This is a genomic window from Pseudomonas sp. CFSAN084952 (assembly GCF_009648855.1).
Lineage (GTDB): Bacteria > Pseudomonadota > Gammaproteobacteria > Pseudomonadales > Pseudomonadaceae > Aquipseudomonas > Aquipseudomonas paracarnis.
This window is the reverse complement of sequence record NZ_CP045767.1, coordinates 5679347-5699594: the sequence shown is the minus strand read 5'-3', so window position 1 is coordinate 5699594 and position 20248 is coordinate 5679347. Positions and strand designations below refer to the sequence as shown.

21 protein-coding genes and 1 tRNA gene are annotated in these 20248 nt (G+C 60.8%); 5 read left to right on the top strand and 17 right to left on the bottom strand.

All coding sequences use genetic code 11. The annotated features are described in order from the left end of the window. Positions 1-64 precede the first annotated feature (64 nt). The gene (locus GH769_RS25975) at positions 65-589 is read left to right on the top strand and encodes a DUF962 domain-containing protein (protein ID WP_032901752.1); all 525 of its coding nucleotides are present in this window, start codon (positions 65-67) and stop codon (positions 587-589) included. 127 nt (positions 590-716) lie between these two features. On the opposite strand, the gene GH769_RS25970 is transcribed toward GH769_RS25975, so the two are convergent. From GH769_RS25970 to dibA, 6 genes are all read right to left on the bottom strand, one after another. Beyond that, complete coding sequence (locus GH769_RS25970) at positions 717-1697, bottom strand: sulfate/molybdate ABC transporter ATP-binding protein (RefSeq protein ID WP_014716422.1); 981 nt, start codon at positions 1695-1697, stop codon at positions 717-719. A gap of 3 nt (positions 1698-1700) precedes the next feature. Continuing rightward, complete coding sequence (gene cysW, locus GH769_RS25965) at positions 1701-2573, bottom strand: sulfate ABC transporter permease subunit CysW (RefSeq protein WP_014716421.1); 873 nt, start codon at positions 2571-2573, stop codon at positions 1701-1703. A gap of 13 nt (positions 2574-2586) precedes the next feature. After that, on the bottom strand, positions 2587-3405 hold the full coding sequence (gene cysT, locus GH769_RS25960) for a sulfate ABC transporter permease subunit CysT (protein ID WP_003187564.1): 819 nt from the start codon (positions 3403-3405) through the stop codon (positions 2587-2589). 199 nt (positions 3406-3604) lie between these two features. Beyond that, positions 3605-4615, bottom strand: a complete 1011-nt coding sequence (locus GH769_RS25955; protein WP_014716420.1) for a sulfate ABC transporter substrate-binding protein — start codon at positions 4613-4615, stop codon at positions 3605-3607. A 64-nt stretch (positions 4616-4679) separates the two neighbouring features. Beyond that, positions 4680-4862 carry a sulfur starvation response protein OscA gene (gene oscA / locus GH769_RS25950; RefSeq protein ID WP_003170956.1) on the bottom strand — a complete coding sequence of 61 codons (183 nt, stop codon included), beginning with the start codon at positions 4860-4862 and terminating at the stop codon, positions 4680-4682. Between the two features lie 296 nt (positions 4863-5158). Then, positions 5159-7075 carry a phosphodiesterase DibA gene (dibA, locus tag GH769_RS25945; protein ID WP_020302207.1) on the bottom strand — a complete coding sequence of 639 codons (1917 nt, stop codon included), beginning with the start codon at positions 7073-7075 and terminating at the stop codon, positions 5159-5161. Between the two features lie 166 nt (positions 7076-7241). On the opposite strand from dibA, the gene desA reads away from it, so the two are divergent. Both desA and GH769_RS25935 read left to right on the top strand, forming a co-directional pair. Further along, complete coding sequence (gene desA, locus GH769_RS25940) at positions 7242-8426, top strand: delta-9 fatty acid desaturase DesA (protein WP_003187559.1); 1185 nt, start codon at positions 7242-7244, stop codon at positions 8424-8426. 187 nt (positions 8427-8613) lie between these two features. Next, on the top strand, positions 8614-9615 hold the full coding sequence (locus GH769_RS25935; RefSeq protein WP_032894198.1) for a sensor domain-containing diguanylate cyclase: 1002 nt from the start codon (positions 8614-8616) through the stop codon (positions 9613-9615). Positions 9616-9714: 99 nt separating this feature from the next. On the opposite strand, the gene GH769_RS25930 is transcribed toward GH769_RS25935, so the two are convergent. The 11 genes from GH769_RS25930 to GH769_RS25880 all read right to left on the bottom strand — a co-directional run bounded on the left by GH769_RS25930 (position 9715) and on the right by GH769_RS25880 (position 18423). After that, complete coding sequence (locus GH769_RS25930; RefSeq protein WP_032901751.1) at positions 9715-10917, bottom strand: HDOD domain-containing protein; 1203 nt, start codon at positions 10915-10917, stop codon at positions 9715-9717. Between the two features lie 222 nt (positions 10918-11139). Then, the gene (gene gabT / locus GH769_RS25925) at positions 11140-12417 is read right to left on the bottom strand and encodes a 4-aminobutyrate--2-oxoglutarate transaminase (RefSeq protein WP_014716416.1); all 1278 of its coding nucleotides are present in this window, start codon (positions 12415-12417) and stop codon (positions 11140-11142) included. A gap of 178 nt (positions 12418-12595) precedes the next feature. Then, positions 12596-14038 (bottom strand): NADP-dependent succinate-semialdehyde dehydrogenase, encoded by a 1443-nt coding sequence (gene gabD / locus GH769_RS25920; protein WP_003187552.1) that lies wholly within the window; start codon positions 14036-14038, stop codon positions 12596-12598. Between the two features lie 296 nt (positions 14039-14334). Further along, positions 14335-14649, bottom strand: coding sequence for a RebB family R body protein (locus GH769_RS25915; protein WP_003187551.1), 315 nt, complete (start codon positions 14647-14649; stop codon positions 14335-14337). Positions 14650-14699: 50 nt separating this feature from the next. Continuing rightward, positions 14700-15014 carry a RebB family R body protein gene (locus GH769_RS25910; RefSeq protein ID WP_003187550.1) on the bottom strand — a complete coding sequence of 105 codons (315 nt, stop codon included), beginning with the start codon at positions 15012-15014 and terminating at the stop codon, positions 14700-14702. Positions 15015-15093: 79 nt separating this feature from the next. Then, complete coding sequence (locus tag GH769_RS25905) at positions 15094-15405, bottom strand: hypothetical protein (protein WP_014716415.1); 312 nt, start codon at positions 15403-15405, stop codon at positions 15094-15096. Positions 15406-15445: 40 nt separating this feature from the next. Next, positions 15446-16072, bottom strand: coding sequence for a hypothetical protein (locus GH769_RS25900; protein ID WP_014716414.1), 627 nt, complete (start codon positions 16070-16072; stop codon positions 15446-15448). Between the two features lie 82 nt (positions 16073-16154). Next, entirely contained in the window at positions 16155-16727 is a 573-nt protein-coding gene (locus GH769_RS25895; protein WP_032901750.1) for a hypothetical protein, read from the bottom strand. Positions 16728-16745: 18 nt separating this feature from the next. Next, complete coding sequence (locus tag GH769_RS25890; RefSeq protein ID WP_003187543.1) at positions 16746-16973, bottom strand: RebB family R body protein; 228 nt, start codon at positions 16971-16973, stop codon at positions 16746-16748. A gap of 103 nt (positions 16974-17076) precedes the next feature. Next, the gene (locus GH769_RS25885; protein WP_108538447.1) at positions 17077-17619 is read right to left on the bottom strand and encodes an RNA polymerase sigma factor; all 543 of its coding nucleotides are present in this window, start codon (positions 17617-17619) and stop codon (positions 17077-17079) included. An 87-nt stretch (positions 17620-17706) separates the two neighbouring features. Further along, the gene (locus tag GH769_RS25880; RefSeq protein ID WP_032901748.1) at positions 17707-18423 is read right to left on the bottom strand and encodes a Crp/Fnr family transcriptional regulator; all 717 of its coding nucleotides are present in this window, start codon (positions 18421-18423) and stop codon (positions 17707-17709) included. 195 nt (positions 18424-18618) lie between these two features. Here GH769_RS25880 and GH769_RS25875 point away from each other — a divergent pair. Together GH769_RS25875 and GH769_RS25870 are read left to right on the top strand one after the other, a co-directional pair. Continuing rightward, positions 18619-18695, top strand: a tRNA-Arg gene (locus GH769_RS25875). A gap of 168 nt (positions 18696-18863) precedes the next feature. After that, positions 18864-20099, top strand: a complete 1236-nt coding sequence (locus GH769_RS25870; RefSeq protein WP_153649926.1) for a tyrosine-type recombinase/integrase — start codon at positions 18864-18866, stop codon at positions 20097-20099. The last annotated feature ends 149 nt before the right edge of the window (positions 20100-20248 follow it).

Sequence of the window (20248 nt, the reverse complement as noted above, 5' to 3'; positions counted from 1 at the left end):
GCCCAATTGACAGTTAGGCACCGACTGACAGGGCATGATCAAACATCCTACAGGAGGAACAACAATGAAAAGCCTCGTCGACCACCTCAGTCAATACGCCGCGTACCACCGCGACCCACGCAACATCGCCAGCCACTTCATCGGTATTCCGTTGATTGTGGTGGCGGTGGCCGTGCTGTTGTCGCGCCCCGAATGGTCGATGGGCGGGCTGTGGCTATCACCTGCGTTACTGCTGGCGTTGTTTTCGGCGTGGTTTTATCTGCGCCTGGAACTGGCCTTGGGCGTGTTGATGACGGTGCTGATGGGCTTGTCGGTGTGGGCCGGGCATGTGCTGGCGACGCAAAGCACGGCGGTGTGGCTGAGCAGCGGCGTGGGGATGTTTGTGGTGGGCTGGGTGATTCAGTTCGTCGGGCATTACTACGAAGGCAGGAAGCCTGCGTTTGTGGATGATGTGTCGGGGCTGATCGTAGGGCCGTTGTTTGTGGTGGCGGAGTTGGCGTTTTTGCTGGGGTTGCGGCAGGACCTCAAGCGCCAGATTGAAGAGCGCTCTGGGCCGGTGGGAGTACGCGGGAAAAACGCCACGGTCTAACAAGTACTGAACATCCAATGTGGGAGCCGGGCTTGCCCGCGATGGCGGTGGATCAGTTGGCATAACTGTCGACTGACACACCGCCATCGCGGGCAAGCCCGGCTCCCACAAGGGTTTTGCAGTGTTATTAGGCTTTTTGCCAGACCTTGGGTTTGAAGAACAGGGTCTCGCCCCGCGCCAACCCGGTGAGGCTGTCATGGTCTTTCACCACTTCGGCCTCGATCAACTCGCTTTGGCCTTCGACCTTCAAGGTCACGCGAGTAGTCGCGCCCAACGGCCGAATATCCCGCACTTGCGCCGCATGGTGATCTTCCAGTTCATGGCGTGACAACGACACTTCGTGGGGGCGGAACAGCAGGTGCTTGTCTTCGCCCAAATGCAGGCGGTTGGAGTCCCCCAGGAAGTGATAGACAAAGTCGCTGGCCGGGTTTTCGTAGACGTCGCCCGGTGAACCGATCTGCTCGATCACGCCCTTGTTCATCACCACGATACGGTCGGCGACTTCCATGGCCTCTTCCTGGTCGTGGGTCACGAAGACCGAGGTCAGGTTGATGTCCTCGTGCAGGCGCGCCAGCCAGCGGCGCAGTTCTTTACGCACCTTGGCATCAAGGGCGCCGAACGGCTCGTCGAGCAGCAGAACCTTGGGCTCCACCGCCAAGGCGCGGGCCAGGGCGATACGCTGGCGCTGGCCACCGGAAAGTTGTTCCGGGTAGCGGTCGGACAACCAATCGAGCTGCACCATGTTCAGCAGCTCGTGAACCTTGCTCGCGATCTGGCTTTCGGTGGGGCGTTGGTTTTTCGGTTTCATGCGCAGGCCGAAAGCGACGTTGTCGAACACGGTCATGTGGCGAAACAACGCGTAGTGCTGGAATACGAAGCCCACGTTGCGATCACGCACATCGTGGCCGGAAACGTCTTCGCCATGGAACACAATGCTGCCGGCATCCGGAGTTTCCAGGCCGGCAATGATGCGCAGCAACGTAGTCTTGCCACAGCCGGACGGGCCCAGCAACGCCACCAGCTCGCCACTCTGGATATCCAGGTTGATGCTGTCCAGGGCCTTGAAGGCGTTGAAGTTCTTGCTGACATTACGGACTTCGATCGACATGACTTATTCCTCACCCGCGCTGTTGCGCAGGCGGTTGATTCGGTTCTCGCTCCACTGCTTGAGCAGCAGGATGAAGAGCGCCAGGATCAGCAACAGGCTGGCCACCGCAAACGCGGCAACGTGGTTGTATTCGTTGTAGAGAATCTCGACATGCAGCGGCAGGGTGTTGGTGACGCCGCGAATGTGGCCGGACACCACCGACACCGCGCCGAACTCACCCATGGCCCGCGCCGTACACAGCACCACGCCGTAGATCAGGCCCCACTTGATGTTCGGCACGGTGACATGCCAGAACATCTGCCAGCCATTGGCGCCCAGCAGGCGCGCGGCTTCTTCTTCCTGGGTGCCCTGCTCCTGCATCAGCGGGATCAACTCACGGGCCACGAACGGCACGGTGACGAAGATGGTCGCCAGCACGATGCCCGGCAGGGCGAACACGATCTGGATGTCATGCTCTTGCAGCCACGGCCCGAAGAAGCCCTGGGCGCCGAACATCAACACGTACACCAGGCCGGCGATCACCGGCGAGACCGAGAACGGCAGGTCGATCAGCGTGACCAGGATGCTCTTGCCACGGAACGAGTACTTGCTCACGCACCAGGCGGCGCTGACGCCGAACACCAGGTTGAGCGGCACCGAAATCAGCACGGCGATCACCGTGAGTTTCAACGCCGACAGCGCGTCTGGCTCAAGGATTGCCGTGAAGAACGTGCCGAGGCCGTTCTTCAAGCCCTGGGACACCACCACCAGCAATGGCAGCAGCAGAAACAGGACGAATACCAGCCAGCCAAGGCCAATCAGGATACGTCGCGAGGTCGCACTGCCACGCCGGGCGGCGTTGGCCGAGGACGCGGCGGAAATAGACGATTGGGACATGTTCCGCGCCTCCTTATGGACGTTCGATGCGCCGCTGCAACAGGTTGATCAGCAGCAGCAAGACAAAGGACACCACCAGCATCAGCACACCAATGGAGGTGGCGCCGCGGTAGTCGTATTGGTCGAGCTTGACCATGATCAGCAATGGCAGGATTTCGGTTTTCATCGGCATGTTGCCAGCGATGAAGATCACCGAACCGTACTCACCCACGCCTCGGGCAAACGCCAGGGCGAAGCCGGTCAGCCAGGCGGGCAACAATGCCGGCACGAGGATGTAGCGGAACACCTGCAACGGCTTGGCGCCGAGGCAGGCGGCGGCCTCTTCGATTTCCCGGGGGATATCGGCCAGCACCGGCTGCACCGTGCGCACCACGAAGGGCAACGTGACGAAGGTCAGCGCCAGGGTGATACCCAGGGGGGTGTAGGCGATCTTGAAACCCAGGTCGGCGGCAAACTGGCCGACCAGGCCGTTGGGCGCGTACAGCGCCGTCAGCGCGATACCGGCGACGGCGGTGGGCAGGGCGAACGGCAGGTCGATCATCGCGTCGATGACCTTGCGCCCGGGGAAGGTGTAGCGCACCAGCACCCAGGCCAACAAAGTGCCAATCACACCGTTGATGAGTGCGGCGTACAGCGCGGTACTGAAGCTCAGCTTCAAGGCCGCCAGCACGCGAGGCGCGGAGATGATGTTCCAGAACTGATCCCAGGTGAGTTGAGCGGCGTGTACAAACATCGCCGCCAGGGGGATGAGTACGATCAGGCTGAGGTACACCACGGTGTAGCCCAGCGTCAGCCCGAAGCCGGGTATGACGGGGGAGATACGACGCGACATAAGAGTCCTTGGTTAAAGGGTAGAAACCACTGTAGGAGCGTGCGTTCTGTGGCAGCTGGCTTTTCTGTGGGAGCCGGGCTTGCCCGCGATGCAGGCACCTCGGTGTATCAGCCACACCATGGTGATGCTATCGCAGGCAAGCCAGCTCCCACACCAGCCCAGTCCCTACAGAAAGTCAGGCCCCTACAGGTACTTTGGCTTATTGCGCCGTGTAGATCTGGTCGAACACGCCACCGTCATTGAAGAATTTCGGTTGGGCAGTTTTCCAGCCGCCGAAGTCTTTGTCGATAGTCACCAGGTCCAGTTTCGGGAACTGCTGGGCGTATTTGGCGGCGACTTTTTCATCCCGTGGACGGTAGAAGTTCTTCGCCGCAATCTCCTGGCCCGCCGGGCTGTACAGGTGGTTGAGGTACGCGGTGGCGATCTCGGTGTTGCCCTTTTTCTCGGCGTTCTTGTCCACAACGGCCACAGGCGGTTCCGCCAGGATCGACAGGGAAGGCACGACGATGTCGAACTTGTCGGCGCCGCCGTCTTCCTTCAAGGCCAGGAACGCCTCGTTTTCCCACGCCAGCAGCACGTCACCCTGGCCGTTGTTGACGAAGGTAATGGTAGAACCGCGCGCGCCGGTGTCCAGTATCGGCACGTGCTTGAACAGCTCTTTGACGTATTCCTGGGCCTTGGCTTCGCTGCCGCCGGCCTTGAGGCCGTAGGCCCAGGCGGCGAGGAAGTTCCAGCGTGCACCGCCGGAGGTTTTCGGGTTGGGCGTGATCACCGACACGTCTTTCTTGATCAGGTCGCCCCAGTCCTTGATGCCTTTGGGGTTGCCCTTGCGCACCAGGAACACGATGGTGGAGGTGTATGGGGTGCTGGCGTCCGGCAGGCGGGTCTGCCAGTTCTCCGGCAGGGTCTTGCCCAGCTTGGCGACTTCATCAATGTCACCGGCCAGGGCCAGGGTCACTACGTCGGCGCGCAGGCCGTCAATCACTGCGCGTGCTTGCTTGCCCGAGCCACCGTGGGACTGCTGGATCTTGACGTTGTCGCCGGGGTGGGACTGTTTCCAGAAGCTGGTGAACTCAGCGTTGTAATCCTGGTACAGCTCACGGGTGGGGTCGTACGAGACGTTGAGCAACTCGTAGTCCTTGGCAACGGCGGAACCGGCAAACACGGCACTGGCCAATGCGGCCAAGGCATAACGGCGAATCGACGACATAGAAGCTCCTGAAATTCTTGAGTGTTGGCTTTTCTTGTAATTGCGGGTCTATCGCCGTTCTTGCTCAGCTCGGTTTGTTACCGGGGTTCTGCAGACGGAATTTTTCCTTGCGTTCGATCTGTACCACTTGGGCGTTGTGTACGGTGATTTCCACCGCGCCAAACCGCAGGTCGCGCAGGGCGCTCTGGATTTCACGCAAAATGGCTGCTTCGTCCTGGCCGTCAACGCTACGTAGAGATGCGCTCATGGTCTCGCTCCTGAAAATGAGTAGTGCCTGGCAGTGGCGGCACTGCTTGCGGCGTGAGGGCGATAGTAGATAAGCGCGGATATTCTTAAAAATACTATTTAAGAATGTTTATATAACCAGAAAGAATTTTCTGATAGGGCATGGGGTTGCAAGGGTTTCCACAGAAAAAACGCTCATGCACAGTCGCCGCAGAACCCTGTGGGAGCTGGCTTGCCTGCGAAAGCGGTGGTGCAGTAACACATGCAGCGACTGACACACCGCCTTCGCGGGCAAGCCCGGCTCCCACATTGACCGCGTCAGTCCTGGCGGATCAGAGGTGCTCGGGTCCAGTCGATTTCATCAGCCGGCATCGGCCGTCCAAACCAGTACCCCTGGCCCATGTCGCATTCCTGATCCAGTAGGAACCGCGCCTGTTCCACCTGCTCAATTCCTTCGGCGTGCACCTGCATGCCCATGCTTTTGGCCAGGGCGATCACCACGCGCACAATCGCCGCGTCGTCTTCGTCCCACGGCAAGCCCGCCACAAAGCCCTGGTCGATCTTGAGCTTCTGCACCGGCAGACGCTTGAGGCGCAGCAACGAGGAATAGCCGGTGCCAAAGTCGTCGATCGCCAGGCGCAGGCCCAGTTCGCGCAGGCGGTGCAGTTGCTCCAACGCGACTTCCGGGTCGTCCATCACGGCGCTCTCGGTGACTTCCAGCTCCAGGAAGGCCGGATCCAGCCCAGTGGTGTGCAGCACTTGGGCCACTTGCTCATACAGCTCGCGCCGGGCAAACAGGCGGCTGGAGACATTGATTGCGATAAAGCTCAGCGGCGCGCCGTCGGCCAGCCATTGGCACATCTGGCGGCAGGCCTGGTCCATCACCCACGCATCGATGTCGGCAATCAGCCCGGTGCGCTCGGCGATGGGGATGAACTCGCCCGGCGGTACCAGGCCGCGTTCCGGGTGCTGCCAGCGCACCAGTGCTTCAACGCCGACCAAGCGGCTGTCGTGCAGGTCGTGCACCGGCTGGTAATAGACGCGCAGCTCATGTTGATCGAGGGCGCGACGCAGCTCGCCAGCGATTTCCACCCGATGCTGGGCGTGGGCGGTCAGCTCTTCGGTATACAACGCGTAACCTTCGCGCCCAGCACTCTTGGCCTTGAACAACGCGGAATCGGCGTTACGCAGCAGTTGCTCGGCGCTCAGGGCGTCACTGGGGAACAGGCTGATACCGATACTGGCGCTGATAAACAGCTGGTTGCCGTCAAAAATGAACGGATCCTTCATGGCGTTGAGCATGCGCTGCGCCAAGGCCGCCGCTTGCACCACCTGCGGGCAGCTTTCGGCCAGCACGGCAAACTCGTCGCCTCCCAGGCGCGCCAGGGTAACCCCCGGCCCAAACAGGCCGCTGAGGCGTTCGGCCACCAACTTGAGCAACTGATCGCCAACGTTATGGCCGAGGCTGTCGTTGATGATCTTGAAGTGATCCAAGTCCATCAACAGCAGAGCGCAGCCTCGCTTGTGCACCTGCGCGGAAGCCAGGGCCTGCTCGGCGCGATCGGTGAACAGCAGGCGATTGGGCAGGTCGGTGAGCGGGTCATGGTGTGCCAGGTGCGCCAATTCGTGCTCGGAGTCCTTGATGGCGCTGATGTCCGAAAACACCGCCACGTAGTGGCTGACCTGGCCCTGGTCATCGTGAATCACGCGGATGGTTTGCCACTGGGGGTAAACCTCGCCGCTTTTACGTCGGTTCCAGATTTCGCCGCTCCATTCGCCGGTGCTTTCCAGGGCCTGGAACATCTGCTGGTAGAAATGCGCCGAGTGGCGCCCGGACTTGAACAGGCTTGGCCGTTGGCCCATGACCTCTTCGCACTGATAGCCGGTGATCTCCATGAACGCGCGGTTGACGTGCACGATCAGCCCCTGGGTATCGGTGACCAGCACCCCTTCGCGGGTGCAATCGAACACCGCAGCGGCCTGACGCAGGCGCTCGCGGTTCTCTTTCAGGGGTTGTTGCAACGCATGGGCACGGGCAAAACGCCAGCCTATCCAGTAAATGAGCAAGGCGCTGAGGCTGACCCACACATAACCGCGCGCTTGCAGCCAGCGTCCCTGCTCCAAGGGTTCATCGATAAAGTTGATTAATAGGTAATGGCTGAGCTGGAGCCAAAGGATGGAAACCAGCAGGTACACCAACCCCGCACGTAGGGCACCTCGGTATGAAAACAGCATATGCTTAGTAATCCTTACTAAATAACCAGAATCGCCCTACAAAGGATCAGGATTATAGAGGAGGAAACACTTTGTAAGTCTTATCTGAAACGGTGACTGGTTTTATCTGCAAAGGAAGTGATAATGCGGGTGCTGTTTTTTTCTTTATCTGAGGGCCATACAGCCTATGTGGTACAACGGTTTTCTTGATCTGTCCGCCTGGCAACTGGTGGCAGTCACGCTGTTGATGACCCACGTGACCATTATTGGGGTCACTGTCTATCTGCACCGTTATTCGGCCCATCGCTCGCTCGAGCTCAATGCCGGCCTTAAACACTTCTTCCGCTTCTGGCTGTGGCTGACCACGGCGCAGAACACTCGCGAGTGGACCGCCATCCACCGCAAGCACCACGCCAAATGCGAAACCGTCGATGACCCGCACAGCCCGGTGATCAAGGGCTTGTCCACCGTGCTGCGCAAAGGTGCCGAGCTGTACCGCGCCGAGGCGGAAAACCCCGAGACCCTGCGTATCTACGGCAAAAACTGCCCGGACGACTGGATCGAACGCAATCTCTACACGCGCTACCCGCTGTTGGGCGTGGCGCTCATGGGCGTGATCGACCTGCTGCTGTTCGGCACCATCGGTATCACTATCTGGGCGATCCAGATGATGTGGATCCCGTTCTGGGCCGCCGGCGTGATCAACGGCCTGGGGCATGCCGTGGGCTATCGCAACTTCGAATGCCGTGACGCCGCCACCAACCTGGTGCCGTGGGGCATCATCGTCGGCGGCGAAGAGCTGCACAACAACCACCACACCTACCCTAACTCGGCCAAGCTGTCGGTGAAGAAGTGGGAGTTCGACCTGGGCTGGGCCTGGATTAAGGTGTTCAGCTTCCTGCGCCTGGCCAAGGTGCAGCGTGTAGCGCCCATCGCCCACCGCGTCGAAGGCAAGGGCAGCCTGGACATGGACACCGCCATGGCGATCCTCAACAACCGCTTCCAGATCATGGCCCAATACCGCAAGTTGGTGATTGGCCCGCTGGTCAAGCAGGAGCTGGAGAAGGTCGATCATTCGGTACGCCACCAGTTCCACCGCGCCAAGCGCCTGCTGTCGCGGGAAACCAGCTTGCTGGAAGACCGCCATCACCTGCGCATCCAGAGCATGCTGGAACACAGCCATGCCCTGACCGTGATCTACGAAAAGCGCCTGGCGCTGCAGCAGATCTGGCTCAAGACCAGTTCCAACGGCCACGACATGCTGGCGGCGATCAAGGAATGGGTGCATGAAGCCGAGGCCAGTGGCATCCAATCCCTGCGCGATTTTGCCCACCAGTTGAAGACTTACTCGTTGCGTCCTACAGCAGCGTGAGGGCGCCGTGGGAGGGTTCGCCCTCCCACGCACTGGCTTTTTGGCGTCATTTTCCGGGCACCGTCAATCCACGCCGTTCACGGAACTTCACCGCAATTCCCCTCTCTCAAAGAACACTTCGCCATCATGGTGACCCCTTGTAGTGACCGCTTTTGCACCTGCGGCGCGCCCAGAGAGAGTTGTACCGATGGTTCACGAAAAGCCCAGCCTGCCCGATGTGCCCACCGCAGAGCCGCCGCGCCCGGCCGCGGCGGCGACCCTGTTGGCGCTTATGCATGCTCAAGGTGAAGTCGAGCGGCTGAGTGAGCGTGAGCAACTGCTCAGTTCCCTGCTGGTCAGCGTGAACGCCGTGCTGTGGGCCATCGATTGGGAAACACGCCGTGTGCTGTATGTGAGCCCGGCGTACGAGCGCCTGTTTGGCCGCTCCGCCGGCCTGCTGCTGGCCGACCACCGTGAATGGCGCAACAGCGTCCACCCCGAAGACCTCGACTACGCCGAACACAGCCTGGCCCGTGTGCTGGAACAGGGCGCCGTGGAGGACCGCGAGTACCGCATCATCACCGCTGACGGGCAGATCCGCTGGTTGAGCGACAAGTGCTACATCAACCAGCAGGTGGTGCCCGGTGAAGCGCTGATCGTGGTGGGCATCGCCGAAGACATCACCGAAAAGAAGCAACTTGAGCTGGAACTGCATCGCCTCGCCACCACCGACGTACTGACCCAAAGCAGCAACCGCCGACACTTCTTCGAACTCGCCAACCAGGCCTTCGACAATGCCTGCGCGCAGGGCACGCCGCTGGCGTTCCTGTTGCTAGACATCGATGATTTCAAAGACATCAACGACACCTATGGCCACCTGGAGGGCGACCAGGTGCTGCGGCGCATCGCCGAGAGCGGTCGCGGGGTATTGCGCCGTGGCGACCTGTTCGGACGCGTTGGCGGCGAAGAATTTGCTGCTGTGCTGCCGGGTTGCCCACCGGAGATGGCCCTGCAGGTTGCCGAGCGGTTGGGCAAGGAAATCCAGGCATTGGTGTTCAGCTACGAAGGGCATGAATTCAATGTGACCGTCAGCCAAGGCCTGGCCGGCCTGCGCGAAGATGACTCCACCCTCGACAGCCTGTTTGCGCGAGCGGATGCGGCGATGTACGAGGCCAAGCGCCAGGGCAAGAACCGCGTTATCGCCGGTTAACACCGACCCACTGTGGGAGCTGGCTTGCCTGCGATGGCGTCTTGACTGACCCACCGCTATCGCAGGCAAGCCAGCTCCCACAGTGGGTCGGTGTGTGTTTCAGGTTTTGCGCACTCGGGTCAGTTCCGGCAAGCCGACCTTGAGCAGCCGCGCGGTCTTGCTGCCCGCCAGTTCTTCCAGCCCTTCGTGCTCGGTCAGCCGCGCCATTTGCACCGCCAGGTTCACCACCAGGGCTTCGCGCGAATACACCCCGCCTTCAAGTGAATAGATCCCCGCGATCAACTGCCGCAACTCCAGCGGCAAGCGCCAACGCGTGCGCAACGCCGAACCGTAGGCGGCGCCAAAGGCGTCAAGGGATTCGCCTATGGCTTCGTCATCCAGGGCACCGCCGCCCTGGCGCCAGTCTTCCAGGCAACGCAACAAAGCCAAGTCGCCCAAGCGATGCAGGATGCAGGCGCTGTAGCAACGCTCGTGATCGAGCTCCAGCATGCGCGCCAGGCGCCGGGCGTAGTCGGCGCTGTCCTGGGACAGTTGCCAGTGCCGCTCGGCGTAGGCCACCAGCCCAGGGTCGCCCAACACCACGTTGTGCTTGAGCGCCAGGCCCAGGATGAGATTCATGCTCTGGCCGGGCACCAACTTATGCAGGGCCTCTGACAGGGTCTGCACCGGCGTGCCGTGGTAGCCGGCGCTGTTGGCGGCGGCGATGAGTACGGCGGTGATTTGCGGGTCGCTGTGCACCTGGTCTTCCAACTGCTTGAGGTCCAGGCCTTCGGGGCCGAGGCTGTGTTGCACGGCGGCTTTCACATCCACGCGCAACGGCGCGCCATCGCAGACCTCGCGGCGCCGCTCAAGGAAGGCGGGCAAGGTCATGCCCGGCGCCAGCGGTGGGATTTCGCAGTACACGCTTTCGCCTTCGTTGAGCAGCAGGTCTTGCAGGCGCTGGGTCAGGCTTTCCATGTTCAGCGGGCGGGTGAGGTAGGCGGTGGGCGCCAGGGGCAAGGCTTCGCGCACGCTGGCACTGTCGTTGCGACTGCTCAGCAAGATAAACGGCAGCGAACGGCGTTTCTGGCGCACGCTGCGCAGCAGGCTCAGGCCATCCACGCCCGGCAGCTCCCAATCGGCCAAGATCAGGTCATAGGTTTTTTCGCCCAACAGCGTGGCGGCGTGTTGCCCATCGGCGCACACATCCAGCCGTGCGTCACAGCGCACATTCAACAGCACTTGCTTGAGCAGGTCCCGCGACCAAGGGTCTGCTTCGGCGATTAACACTCGGGGTACAGCGGGTAAATCAACAGCAGTCATCCAGCACGCTCCATCGGCAATGCTTGCACCTTAGACAATGCAGGCGCGTGCGTACAATGAAGCAGGCACAAAAAAACCGCCGAAGCGGTTTTTTTGTACGGGCTGTAACCTGTGGCGAGGGAGCTTGCTCCCGCTGGACTGCGCAGCAGTCCCAAATCAAAGAGCGGGGCCGCTTCGCGCCCCAGCGGGAGCAAGCTCCCTCGCCACAGTGACTAAGGTTGGTCAGAGTTCGGAGAAGCACTCTTCGATGATCGCCAGGCCCTTGTCCAACTGCTCGTCCGGCGAGGTGAGGGGCACCAGCACGCGCAATACGTTGCCGTAGGTACCGCAGGACAGCAGGATCAGCCCCTTGTCACGTGCCTTGGCCACCACGGAGGCAACGGCGGCAGCGTTTGGCTTGTGGGTGTCGCCGTCTTCGAACAGCTCGACCGCGATCATCGCGCCCAAGGCACGCACTTCGCCGATCACCGGGTACTTGGCCTGAATGGCCTTGAGGCCAGTCACCAGGCGCTCGCCCACGGCCTTGCAGCGGTCCAGCAGGTGCTCTTCTTCGAACACTTCCATCACGGCCAGGGCCGCGGCGCAGGCAATCGGGCTACCGGCATAGGTGCCGCCCAAGCCGCCTGGAGCGATGGCGTCCATGTACTCGGCCTTGCCGCACACACCGGCCAGCGGGAAGCCGCCCGCGATGGATTTGGCGAAGGTGGTCAGGTCGGCGGCAACGCCCATCTGTTCCATGGCGAAGAAGGTACCGGTACGCCCGGCACCGGTTTGCACTTCGTCGGCGATCAGCAGGATGCCGTGCTTGTCGCACAGTTCGCGCAGGCGCTTCATGAAGGCTTTTGGCGCGACGTAGAAACCGCCTTCGCCCTGTACCGGCTCGATGATGATGGCGGCGATATCACGCGGCTCGGCATCGTTCTTGAAGATGCGCTCGATGCTGGCGATGGAGTCGTCGACGCTCACACCGTGCAGTTCGTTGGGGTACAGCGCACGGAACACGCCGCCCGGCATCAGGCCCATGCCGGCCGAGTAAGGCACGACCTTACCGGTAAGGCCCAGGGTCATCATGGTGCGGCCGTGGTAAGCGCCGGTGAAGGCGATCACACCGGCACGGCCGGTGGCGGCGCGGGCGATTTTCACGGCGTTCTCCACCGCTTCGGAACCGGTGGTGACCAGCAGGGTTTTCTTGGCGAAATCACCTGGCACCTTGGCGGCGACTTTTTCGCACACTTCTACGTAGGGCTCGTAGGCCAATACCTGGAAGCAGGTGTGGGTCAGCTTGTTGAGTTGCTCGGTCACGGCCGCGATGATTTTCGGGTGTACGTGGCCGGTGTTCAGTACGGCGATACCGCCGGCGAAGTCGATGAACTCGCGACCTTCAACGTCGGTCACGGTGGCGTTCTTCGCAGAGTCGGCGAAGATCGGGTGAATCTGGCCAACACCGCGCGGTACAGCGGCTTCGCGGCGTTTCATCAGGGATGCGTTGGTCTTGCTCATAAAGTCCTCATTCGCCGCTCATCGGGCGGCGTGGCTCAAGGAATACGTGGCGGGGAGGCAACTACGGCAGCATGCGATGATCGACTGCCACAGCTTTCCCGGCCACTGCGAATAACGGTGTGAAACACGCAAAGGGGCAGCGCTCTCGTGCCCTCTGCGTTTGCTGCAATCCCGTGCCTTAGATGCCCAGGCAGAGGTATTTGATTTCCAGGTAGTCCTCGATCCCGTACTTGGAGCCTTCACGGCCCAGGCCCGAGGCCTTGATGCCGCCGAACGGCGCCACTTCGTTGGAGATCAACCCGGTGTTGACGCCGACCATACCGTATTCCAGGGCCTCGGCCACACGGAACACCCGGCCCAGGTCGCGGGCGTAGAAGTAGGAGGCCAGGCCGAACTCGGTGTCGTTGGACATGGCGATCACTTCGGCTTCGTCTTTGAAGCGGAACAGTGGCGCCAGCGGGCCGAAGGTTTCTTCCTTGGCCACGGCGGCGTTTTTCGGCACGTCAACCAGGATGGTCGGTTCGAAGAAGTTGCCTTCCATCACCTTGCCACCGGCCAACAGCTTGGCGCCTTTGCTCAGGGCATCAGCGATATGTTCCTGCACCTTGGCCACGGCTTTTTCGTCGATCAGCGGGCCGGTGGTGGTGCCGTCTTCCAGGCCGTTACCGATCTTCAGTTTGGTCACCGCCACCTTGAGCTTTTCAGCGAAGGCGTCGTACACCGAATCCTGGATGTACAGGCGGTTGGCGCAGACGCAGGTCTGGCCGTTGTTGCGGTACTTGGAGATGATCGCGCCTTCGACGGCCTTATCCAGGTCGGCGTCGTCGAACACGATGAACGGTGCGTTACCGCCCAGCTCCAGGGAGACTTTCTTGATGTCCTTGGCGCATTCGGCCATCAGCTGGCGACCAATTTCGGTCGAGCCGGTGAAGGACAATTTACGCACGATGGGGTTGCTGGTCAGCTCGCCGCCGATGTCGCCAGCACTGCCGGTGACCACACTGAGCACGCCTTTGGGGATACCGGCGCGGTGCGCCAGCTCAACCAGGGCCAGGGCCGAAAACGGGGTTTGCGAGGCCGGCTTGATCACCATGGTGCAACCGGCGGCCAGGGCCGGGCCGGCTTTGCGGGTGATCATCGCCGCAGGGAAGTTCCACGGGGTGATGGCTGCGGTCACGCCGATGGGCTGCTTGATCACGATCAGGCGCTTGTCGGGCTGGTGGCCGGGGATCACGTCGCCATAGATGCGCTTGGCTTCTTCAGCGAACCACTCGATAAACGAGGCGGCGTAGACGATTTCGCCCTTGGCTTCGGCCAGCGGCTTGCCTTGTTCGAGGGTCATCAGGCGGCCGAGGTCGTCCTGGTTTTCGATCAGCAGTTCGAACCAGCGGCGCAGCTTGTTGGCGCGCTCCTTGGCAGTGAGTGCACGCCAGGCTGGCAGGGCCTTGTCGGCGGCTTCGATGGCGCGGCGGGTTTCCGCGGCGCCCATCTTCGGCACGGTGCCGAGAATCTCGCCCGTGGCCGGGTTGTTGACCTTGATGGTTTGACCATTGTCCGCATCGACCCAAGCGCCATCGATAAAGGCTTGCTGGCGGAACAACTGGGTGTCTTTAAGCTGCATGTCGGCTTTCCTTAACAGCACCGCGCGCACGCGGAGCGAATTAGAGTTGTTGAAAGGCGCCTTGTGGGCTGCCGTCAGGGAAATCAGCCCCAGCGCGCAGAAAAAATGAAAGAGCGCACGGGAGACAGAGCGTTTGAAATCTCAAACGAATCCTAGGATCAATGGGGGTACAGGGCAATAGGATGTTCGAAAAAAAGAACGAATATGGCGCATCCGATTCATCTTTCGGATCAAACGCACACACGACAACAGCCCCGGAGCCTTGTGGGCGCCGGGGCTGTTGGGGGCCTTGCAGCTTAAGGTTGGAACGACTTGAGCACGGCCAGCAGGCTGGTCAAGTTGTCGGCCACGCCGCCCTGGGCGACTTTCTCGGTGGCGGCGGCGCCAGCGGTGGTGTCGACGCTGTAGATCTGCATCACGCCCTGGTTGGTAGCCGCCTGAGCCAGGGTGTTTTGTTGCTGTTGGGCCGAGACCGAGTTCTGGAACAGAATCGCCGTGGCCTGGCCCATGGATTGGTAAATAGTGCTCATGGCCATCGCGGGTGATTCGGCAACCACCTTGACGTTGGTCTGGGTGACGGCATCGGTGATTTGCGGGCTGACTGTACTCATGGTTGAAACTCCTGGGTTGAGAAAGAACAACATCCGTTATTGCTCAGTGCTTAAGGCTGGAACGACTTGAGCACGGTCAACAGGCTGGTGAGGTTATCCGACACGCCGCCCTGGGCGACTTTCTCGGTGGCCGCCGCACCTGCGGTGGTATCGACGCTGTAGATCTGCATCACGCCCTGGTTGGTGGCCGCCTGGGCCAGGGTGTTTTGCTGCTGCTGGGCCGACACCGCGTTCTGGAACAGAATCGCCGTGGCCTGCGCCATGGATTGATAGATAGTGCTCATCGCCATCGCAGGCGATTCGGCCACCACTTTGACGTTGGTCTGGGTGACCGCGTCGGTAATTTGCTCGTTGACTAATGGCATGATCAATTTCCTTATTTAGTACACGGTGCATTCCGTGTTCATCAATGAACGTTGCGAAACAGGCGCTGTGAAACCTGGTTTAGGGTTTCGCTGCGGGGCCCAGCGCCGCTTCAATCTGGGCGATCAACCCTTGGATCAGTGCCTGCACTTCCTTGCGTTGCGCGTCCTGGTCCGAGGCCGCGCCGTTCAGCATTTGGCGTAGCGCCGCTTCACGCTGCTGGGCAGCCGTCTTGAGCGCTTGTTCGTTGGCCTTCGATTGCTCAAGCACCTGGGTGGCACGCTTGAGGGTTTCGTCGACGATGGCCTGGGGCGTGCCGGCGAATACCTGCGGGTTGCGCAGCATCGCTTCGAGCCGCTGGCGGTCGTCGGTGGACAGGACCGAGGGTTGCATATCGAGCTCCTTAGGGGCTGCCTTGGCGGCGACACGCCCGCTAAAGCCGCACCTCAACGTTGTCCTGCCAGAAACCGGCAAAGTAAAAATGCGGCGACGAATCACAGAAGGTCGCCAACTCCGCAGGCGTTATGGCGCTGGGCTGGTTGGGAAAAATGGCCGGCGGAGGCGGCAGCAGATTGGCCTCGTTGTAGAGGTTGCCGACCTCATAGCAGTTGGCCGCGAACTGCGAACAAAAGGACCCGCTGCCGATGTCGATGGACTCGTTGATCCGCGTCACCAGGCTGGTATCGGAAGTCCAGCGCCGAAAGGCTGAAATCATCGCGTTCCACACGCTGTAGCGGCCCCGGATATCACCACCGATCTTGTCGAAGTAGAACTGCTTGGCAGCCACCGTCGCTGCCTCGCCCAGTTCGGTATCCACGCAGGAAAACACCATCGCCGAGCGTGGCGGTTTTTCCAGGCTCAGGTCGGTCAGGGCCAGGCCACTGCCGACACTTTCGATCACCAGGGTGTCGCTCACCGCAATCGCCGGGTGAACCACATTCAAGTAGGTCGTGTCCTGCGAGAACACCTTGGCCTTGACCAGTTGACCGGCTTTGATAAACGCCCGCGTTGCGCTGTCGTCATCTTGTTTGACAGAAAAAATAATATCTCCAGGCTGCATGATGTCCCTCCTCACTCAAGAAAAGTTGCTTTCAAGTTGCTGTTGCACCGCCCCAGCAGAACGCTGGAGCGCTGTGCTCGGTTCAGGCCGCTGGCGCGGCCCGGTTGGCCAGGGTGTCGGCGTACTTGGCGATGCTCTGGTCGATCTTGTCGATGGCCACGCTGGCGGCTTCGGCCTCCATCGCACCGGCAGCGGCAGCCACGGCGGCAGCGGCGCCCACCAGCAGGTCGGTGGCCAGGGCGCCCAAGGCATCTTCGGCAGCGGCCGGCAGGTTGTCCTTGACGATGTTCTCGGTCATTTGCTGGAGCAGCACGGCCTGGGCCGCCAGGGCGATCTTGCTGACCCCATCGAAGTACCCCGCCGCCGCTTGCGCCACCAGCCCGGCCGCCTGGCTGATCATCATGTCGGCCGGCACCGCGATCTGCGCCGGCGCATAGGCAAAGTTCTGCGAATTGGTGAACTGCACCGCCTGCACGATCTGGCTATTGAGCGCCGCCGTGCTGTCGGATGACGGTGCGCTCACCTGATTGAGCAAGTGCTCGTTCATGCGCGCCATGATCGAGCGCGAGGCCGGTGCGGCGGGTACCGGCGCCGGTGGATCGGCGGCGGGCGTTGCTTGGGCGGCGGTGGGTTTCTTTCTGCTGAACCACGACATAATCGATCTCCCGAGGCCTCAGCCCTTCTCGCCAATCTGCATAATCAGCGCCACGGCCTTGGAGATCACCGCGTTGGAAATCTGGTTCATCGCCTGCTGGCTGTTGACCGCGTTCTGCAACGACAGGCCCGCCGCGCTGCTGGCCACCTGGTACAGCGACGCGATGGCCTGGGCCGGCGCCTCTGCCACCACCTTGACGTTGGTTTGAGTGACCGCGTCGGTGATCTGGCTGTTGACCTCTGTCATACATCTCTCCTTGATGGCATTCACCCAGGTTTGGGTGTGGATAGCGGCGGCGTGCTGCGCTCATACCACTAGAACGCCCCACGCCAACGTTTGTGAATCACCTTCAGCGCAAGGCACTGCGCAGCAGTTGCACACGCTTGCGCACCAGCGGCAGCTTCACGTGCAGCTCGGCGGCAATTTGCGGGTAAGGCAGGTCATCGACGAAACGCATCTCGAACAAGCGCTGCTGCAACAGCGGTAACCGTGCGACGTGCGCCTCGATCTGCTCCAGGCGCTCATAACATTCCACCCGCTCCAGTACCGAGGCGCAGGGCGCGGCGAGTGCGGCCAGGTGATCGTGTTCAAGGTCCACCGAATCATCGAACAGCCGCCCCTCGCGCTTGCTGCGTCGCAAGCTGTCGAGAAACACATGATCGAGCACCAGAAACAGAAACCCCTCAGGGTCGCGAATGCGCTCGGGCGAGCGCCGAAAAAACAACAGGGCCTTGATCGCCGTGGCCGCCAACCACTCCTGGCCCTGATCCAGATTGCCCTTGGCCCGCCGCAACGCCCGGCGCCTGAGCTCGCCGTGCACAGCGCGCCAACTCGCTTCGAACAAACGGTCATCGGCGGCCCATTGATCCTTGCACTGAACAGTCATCCCCATCGCCAGCACTCCTGTGCATCCTTGATGAAGGGCCAGTCTGCGAGGGCTCGACGGGGGTACGCTGTTACCTGGGGAACACCACCACAACTAATTCAGCGCAAAAGCCTTGCGCCGCAACTGCTCGACATCATTGATCACCATGCGCTCCAGACCGCCGCTGATCACCCCACTGCGCCGCCACACTTGCAGCTGCACATTCAGCTTGGGCCGACTGGTGTTCAGCATCGACGCCAACACCCCCTGGCTTGCGGGCAACGACACACTGGGCAAAGCCAACGCCAGGTCGATCTCACCCAGGTTGGCCAACAAAAACCGCGCCAACCGCGACTCCAGCCGATGCAGACACACCAACTCCAGCAACTCGATGGCGTGCAGCAACCTCAGCATCATCAGCATCAACAAACGCCGCAGAAAAACCGGCTCCTCAAACAACACAGCAAAATGCCGGCTACCCAACTGCAACAACCGTGTGGGGCCACTGGCGAAGGTGGAAGACTCGCGCCCATGATCCTTGATCAACGCCGTCTCCCCCACCACCTGCCCCGCCCCGGTACTGCCGATAATCTGCTCGCGCCCATCCGGCCCATGCACCACCGAATAAATCCGACCCTCCACCACCAGCGCAATGAATTCGAGGGTGTCATCCTTGAAATACAACAGCTCACGATCATCCAGCGTGCGCTCCACCATATGGGTGGCGACGTAGCGCAAGAGATGCTCCGGCATACCTCGAAACAAATCGGAGCGAGCCAGCAGGGTTTGTCTGAGCGGGAGATCGAGCATCACGGTTCCTTTGGAATGCATGCGTTCACCTGAGGAATTGCGGCGTGGAAGCGGGTTAAAGCCACAAGAGCAAAGCAAACAAAGGGACGTGCGGCGCGTGGAGTTGTGAATGAGGGTGGCGATTAGCCATTTTTTGTCGGAAATGGACGACAGGGGGCGGGGAAAACGCTGGAATGGACGCATCAGGTCGACATGGGTATGATGTCGCCCGCACAAGCATCCGTAGCTCAGCTGGATAGAGTACTGCCCTCCGAAGGCAGGGGTCGTGGGTTCGAATCCCGCCGGGTGCACCATATAGCTGTTTAGACCTGTCTCAGACAGTCTACGAATCACCTCAAGAAGCCCGCCTAGTGCGGGCTTTCTTGTTTCTGGCTATCTCTCCTTGGCTCTCCCTATATCTTCCCTTCGTGTACCCGTTCATGTATCTTTTAAAATAATTGAAACTGAGGGGTACAAGAAACATGAAGCGCAGCGAGATAAAACGCCGCCCTTTAGCCGACACCGTGCTAGCCACCCTGGAGCCAGAAGCCAAGGAATACCGGGAGCTGGACGGCAACGCTCTGTATCTGCGAGTGCGCCCAGACGGTAACAAGTCTTGGCAATTGCGCTACAAGAAGCCAGACGGCAAGTGGTCATGGCTTGGCTTGGGCGGCTATGGCACGGGCGCCCACCAGCTATCCGGCTCACAGGCCCGACAGAAAGCGGCTGTGCTGAGAGAGGACGCCGCCAAGGGCGGAGACCCCCTTGCCACCAAGCGAGCCAGAAAGACCGCAGAGGCTGAAGCCTCTAGCCAGACCTTCGAAGCGCTAGCGCGGGAATGGTACGCGTCCAAGCGCTTGAGCTGGACAGCCGGTACCGCCGTGCGAATGATTGGCGCGCTCGAACTCCACGTCTTCCCGGTATTCGGTAAGCGTATCTATCGTGAGATCCTGCCCATGGAGTGGATGGAGTTCCTGCGCTCCATGGAACAGAAGGGCATCATTGAACAGACCAGCCGCGTACGCGGCATGTGCCGGGAGATTTACGACCTGGCCCGAGTAACCGGCCGAGCCACTCACAACCCGCTGGAGGGGCTGCATAAATTCCTGCTGACCAAGCCTGCCGAGAACTATGCCCATGTATCCCCCGATGAGCTTCCCGCTCTCTTGCGCGCGATCAGGGCATACGGCACCGCTGACGTGAGGATAGGATTGCACCTGCTTTCCATGCTCGCCTGTCGACCGTCTGAACTGCGCGAAGCGCGATGGTCGGAATTCGATCTAAATAAAGCTCTGTGGTCGATCCCAGCCGAGCGCATGAAACGCCGACGCGAACACCTAGTGCCGCTGCCAATCCAGGCAGTCGAGCTACTGCGAAATCTGCAGGTAATCACTGGTGCCTACTCGATGTTGTTCCCTGGTCGGAGCGACACCACCAAGCCCCGCAGCAACACGGTCTTTCTGATGGCTCTACGTCGTCTCGGCTATGAAGGCCGCCAGACCGGGCACGGTTTCCGTCATATCGCCTCGACGATTCTGAACGAGCACGGGTTTGACGAAAACCACATCGAGGCGCAGCTATCGCATATCAAGCAAGGCATAGCGGGTGTTTACAACAAAGCCCAGTATCTGGCCCAGCGTGCCACCATGATGCAATGGTATGCCGACCATCTAGACACCTTGGCCAAGGGTAACGTCGTGGCGATCAAGCGGGCCTGACGCTGACCTTCCAATGCGCACACAGACAGATATAGACTGAATGCCATTACTGTTTGTATAAACAGTTTCTTCTTTTCACGCGAAAACATACCTAAACCAGCAATCGAAGAGGCCCTCTGAGCACTTTTAAGCTGTGATAGGAGTGTTAG

Bases quoted from the DNA above. Each gene is read 5' to 3' on its own strand.
- GH769_RS25870 (WP_153649926.1), top strand. From the start codon at position 18,864: ATGAAGCGCAGCGAGATAAAACGCCGCCCTTTAGCCGACACCGTGCTA.
- desA (WP_003187559.1), top strand. From the start codon at position 7,242: ATGTGGTACAACGGTTTTCTTGATCTGTCCGCCTGGCAACTGGTGGCA.
- GH769_RS25895 (WP_032901750.1), bottom strand. From the start codon at position 16,727: ATGTCGTGGTTCAGCAGAAAGAAACCCACCGCCGCCCAAGCAACGCCC.
- GH769_RS25880 (WP_032901748.1), bottom strand. From the start codon at position 18,423: ATGCATTCCAAAGGAACCGTGATGCTCGATCTCCCGCTCAGACAAACC.
- GH769_RS25930 (WP_032901751.1), bottom strand. From the start codon at position 10,917: ATGACTGCTGTTGATTTACCCGCTGTACCCCGAGTGTTAATCGCCGAA.
- GH769_RS25900 (WP_014716414.1), bottom strand. From the start codon at position 16,072: ATGCAGCCTGGAGATATTATTTTTTCTGTCAAACAAGATGACGACAGC.
- GH769_RS25910 (WP_003187550.1), bottom strand. From the start codon at position 15,014: ATGCCATTAGTCAACGAGCAAATTACCGACGCGGTCACCCAGACCAAC.
- GH769_RS25885 (WP_108538447.1), bottom strand. From the start codon at position 17,619: ATGGGGATGACTGTTCAGTGCAAGGATCAATGGGCCGCCGATGACCGT.
- cysW (WP_014716421.1), bottom strand. From the start codon at position 2,573: ATGTCCCAATCGTCTATTTCCGCCGCGTCCTCGGCCAACGCCGCCCGG.
- GH769_RS25955 (WP_014716420.1), bottom strand. From the start codon at position 4,615: ATGTCGTCGATTCGCCGTTATGCCTTGGCCGCATTGGCCAGTGCCGTG.
- gabD (WP_003187552.1), bottom strand. From the start codon at position 14,038: ATGCAGCTTAAAGACACCCAGTTGTTCCGCCAGCAAGCCTTTATCGAT.
- GH769_RS25905 (WP_014716415.1), bottom strand. From the start codon at position 15,405: ATGCAACCCTCGGTCCTGTCCACCGACGACCGCCAGCGGCTCGAAGCG.
- GH769_RS25915 (WP_003187551.1), bottom strand. From the start codon at position 14,649: ATGAGTACAGTCAGCCCGCAAATCACCGATGCCGTCACCCAGACCAAC.
- GH769_RS25890 (WP_003187543.1), bottom strand. From the start codon at position 16,973: ATGACAGAGGTCAACAGCCAGATCACCGACGCGGTCACTCAAACCAAC.
- GH769_RS25935 (WP_032894198.1), top strand. From the start codon at position 8,614: ATGGTTCACGAAAAGCCCAGCCTGCCCGATGTGCCCACCGCAGAGCCG.
- oscA (WP_003170956.1), bottom strand. From the start codon at position 4,862: ATGAGCGCATCTCTACGTAGCGTTGACGGCCAGGACGAAGCAGCCATT.
- GH769_RS25970 (WP_014716422.1), bottom strand. From the start codon at position 1,697: ATGTCGATCGAAGTCCGTAATGTCAGCAAGAACTTCAACGCCTTCAAG.
- dibA (WP_020302207.1), bottom strand. From the start codon at position 7,075: ATGCTGTTTTCATACCGAGGTGCCCTACGTGCGGGGTTGGTGTACCTG.
- cysT (WP_003187564.1), bottom strand. From the start codon at position 3,405: ATGTCGCGTCGTATCTCCCCCGTCATACCCGGCTTCGGGCTGACGCTG.
- GH769_RS25975 (WP_032901752.1), top strand. From the start codon at position 65: ATGAAAAGCCTCGTCGACCACCTCAGTCAATACGCCGCGTACCACCGC.
- gabT (WP_014716416.1), bottom strand. From the start codon at position 12,417: ATGAGCAAGACCAACGCATCCCTGATGAAACGCCGCGAAGCCGCTGTA.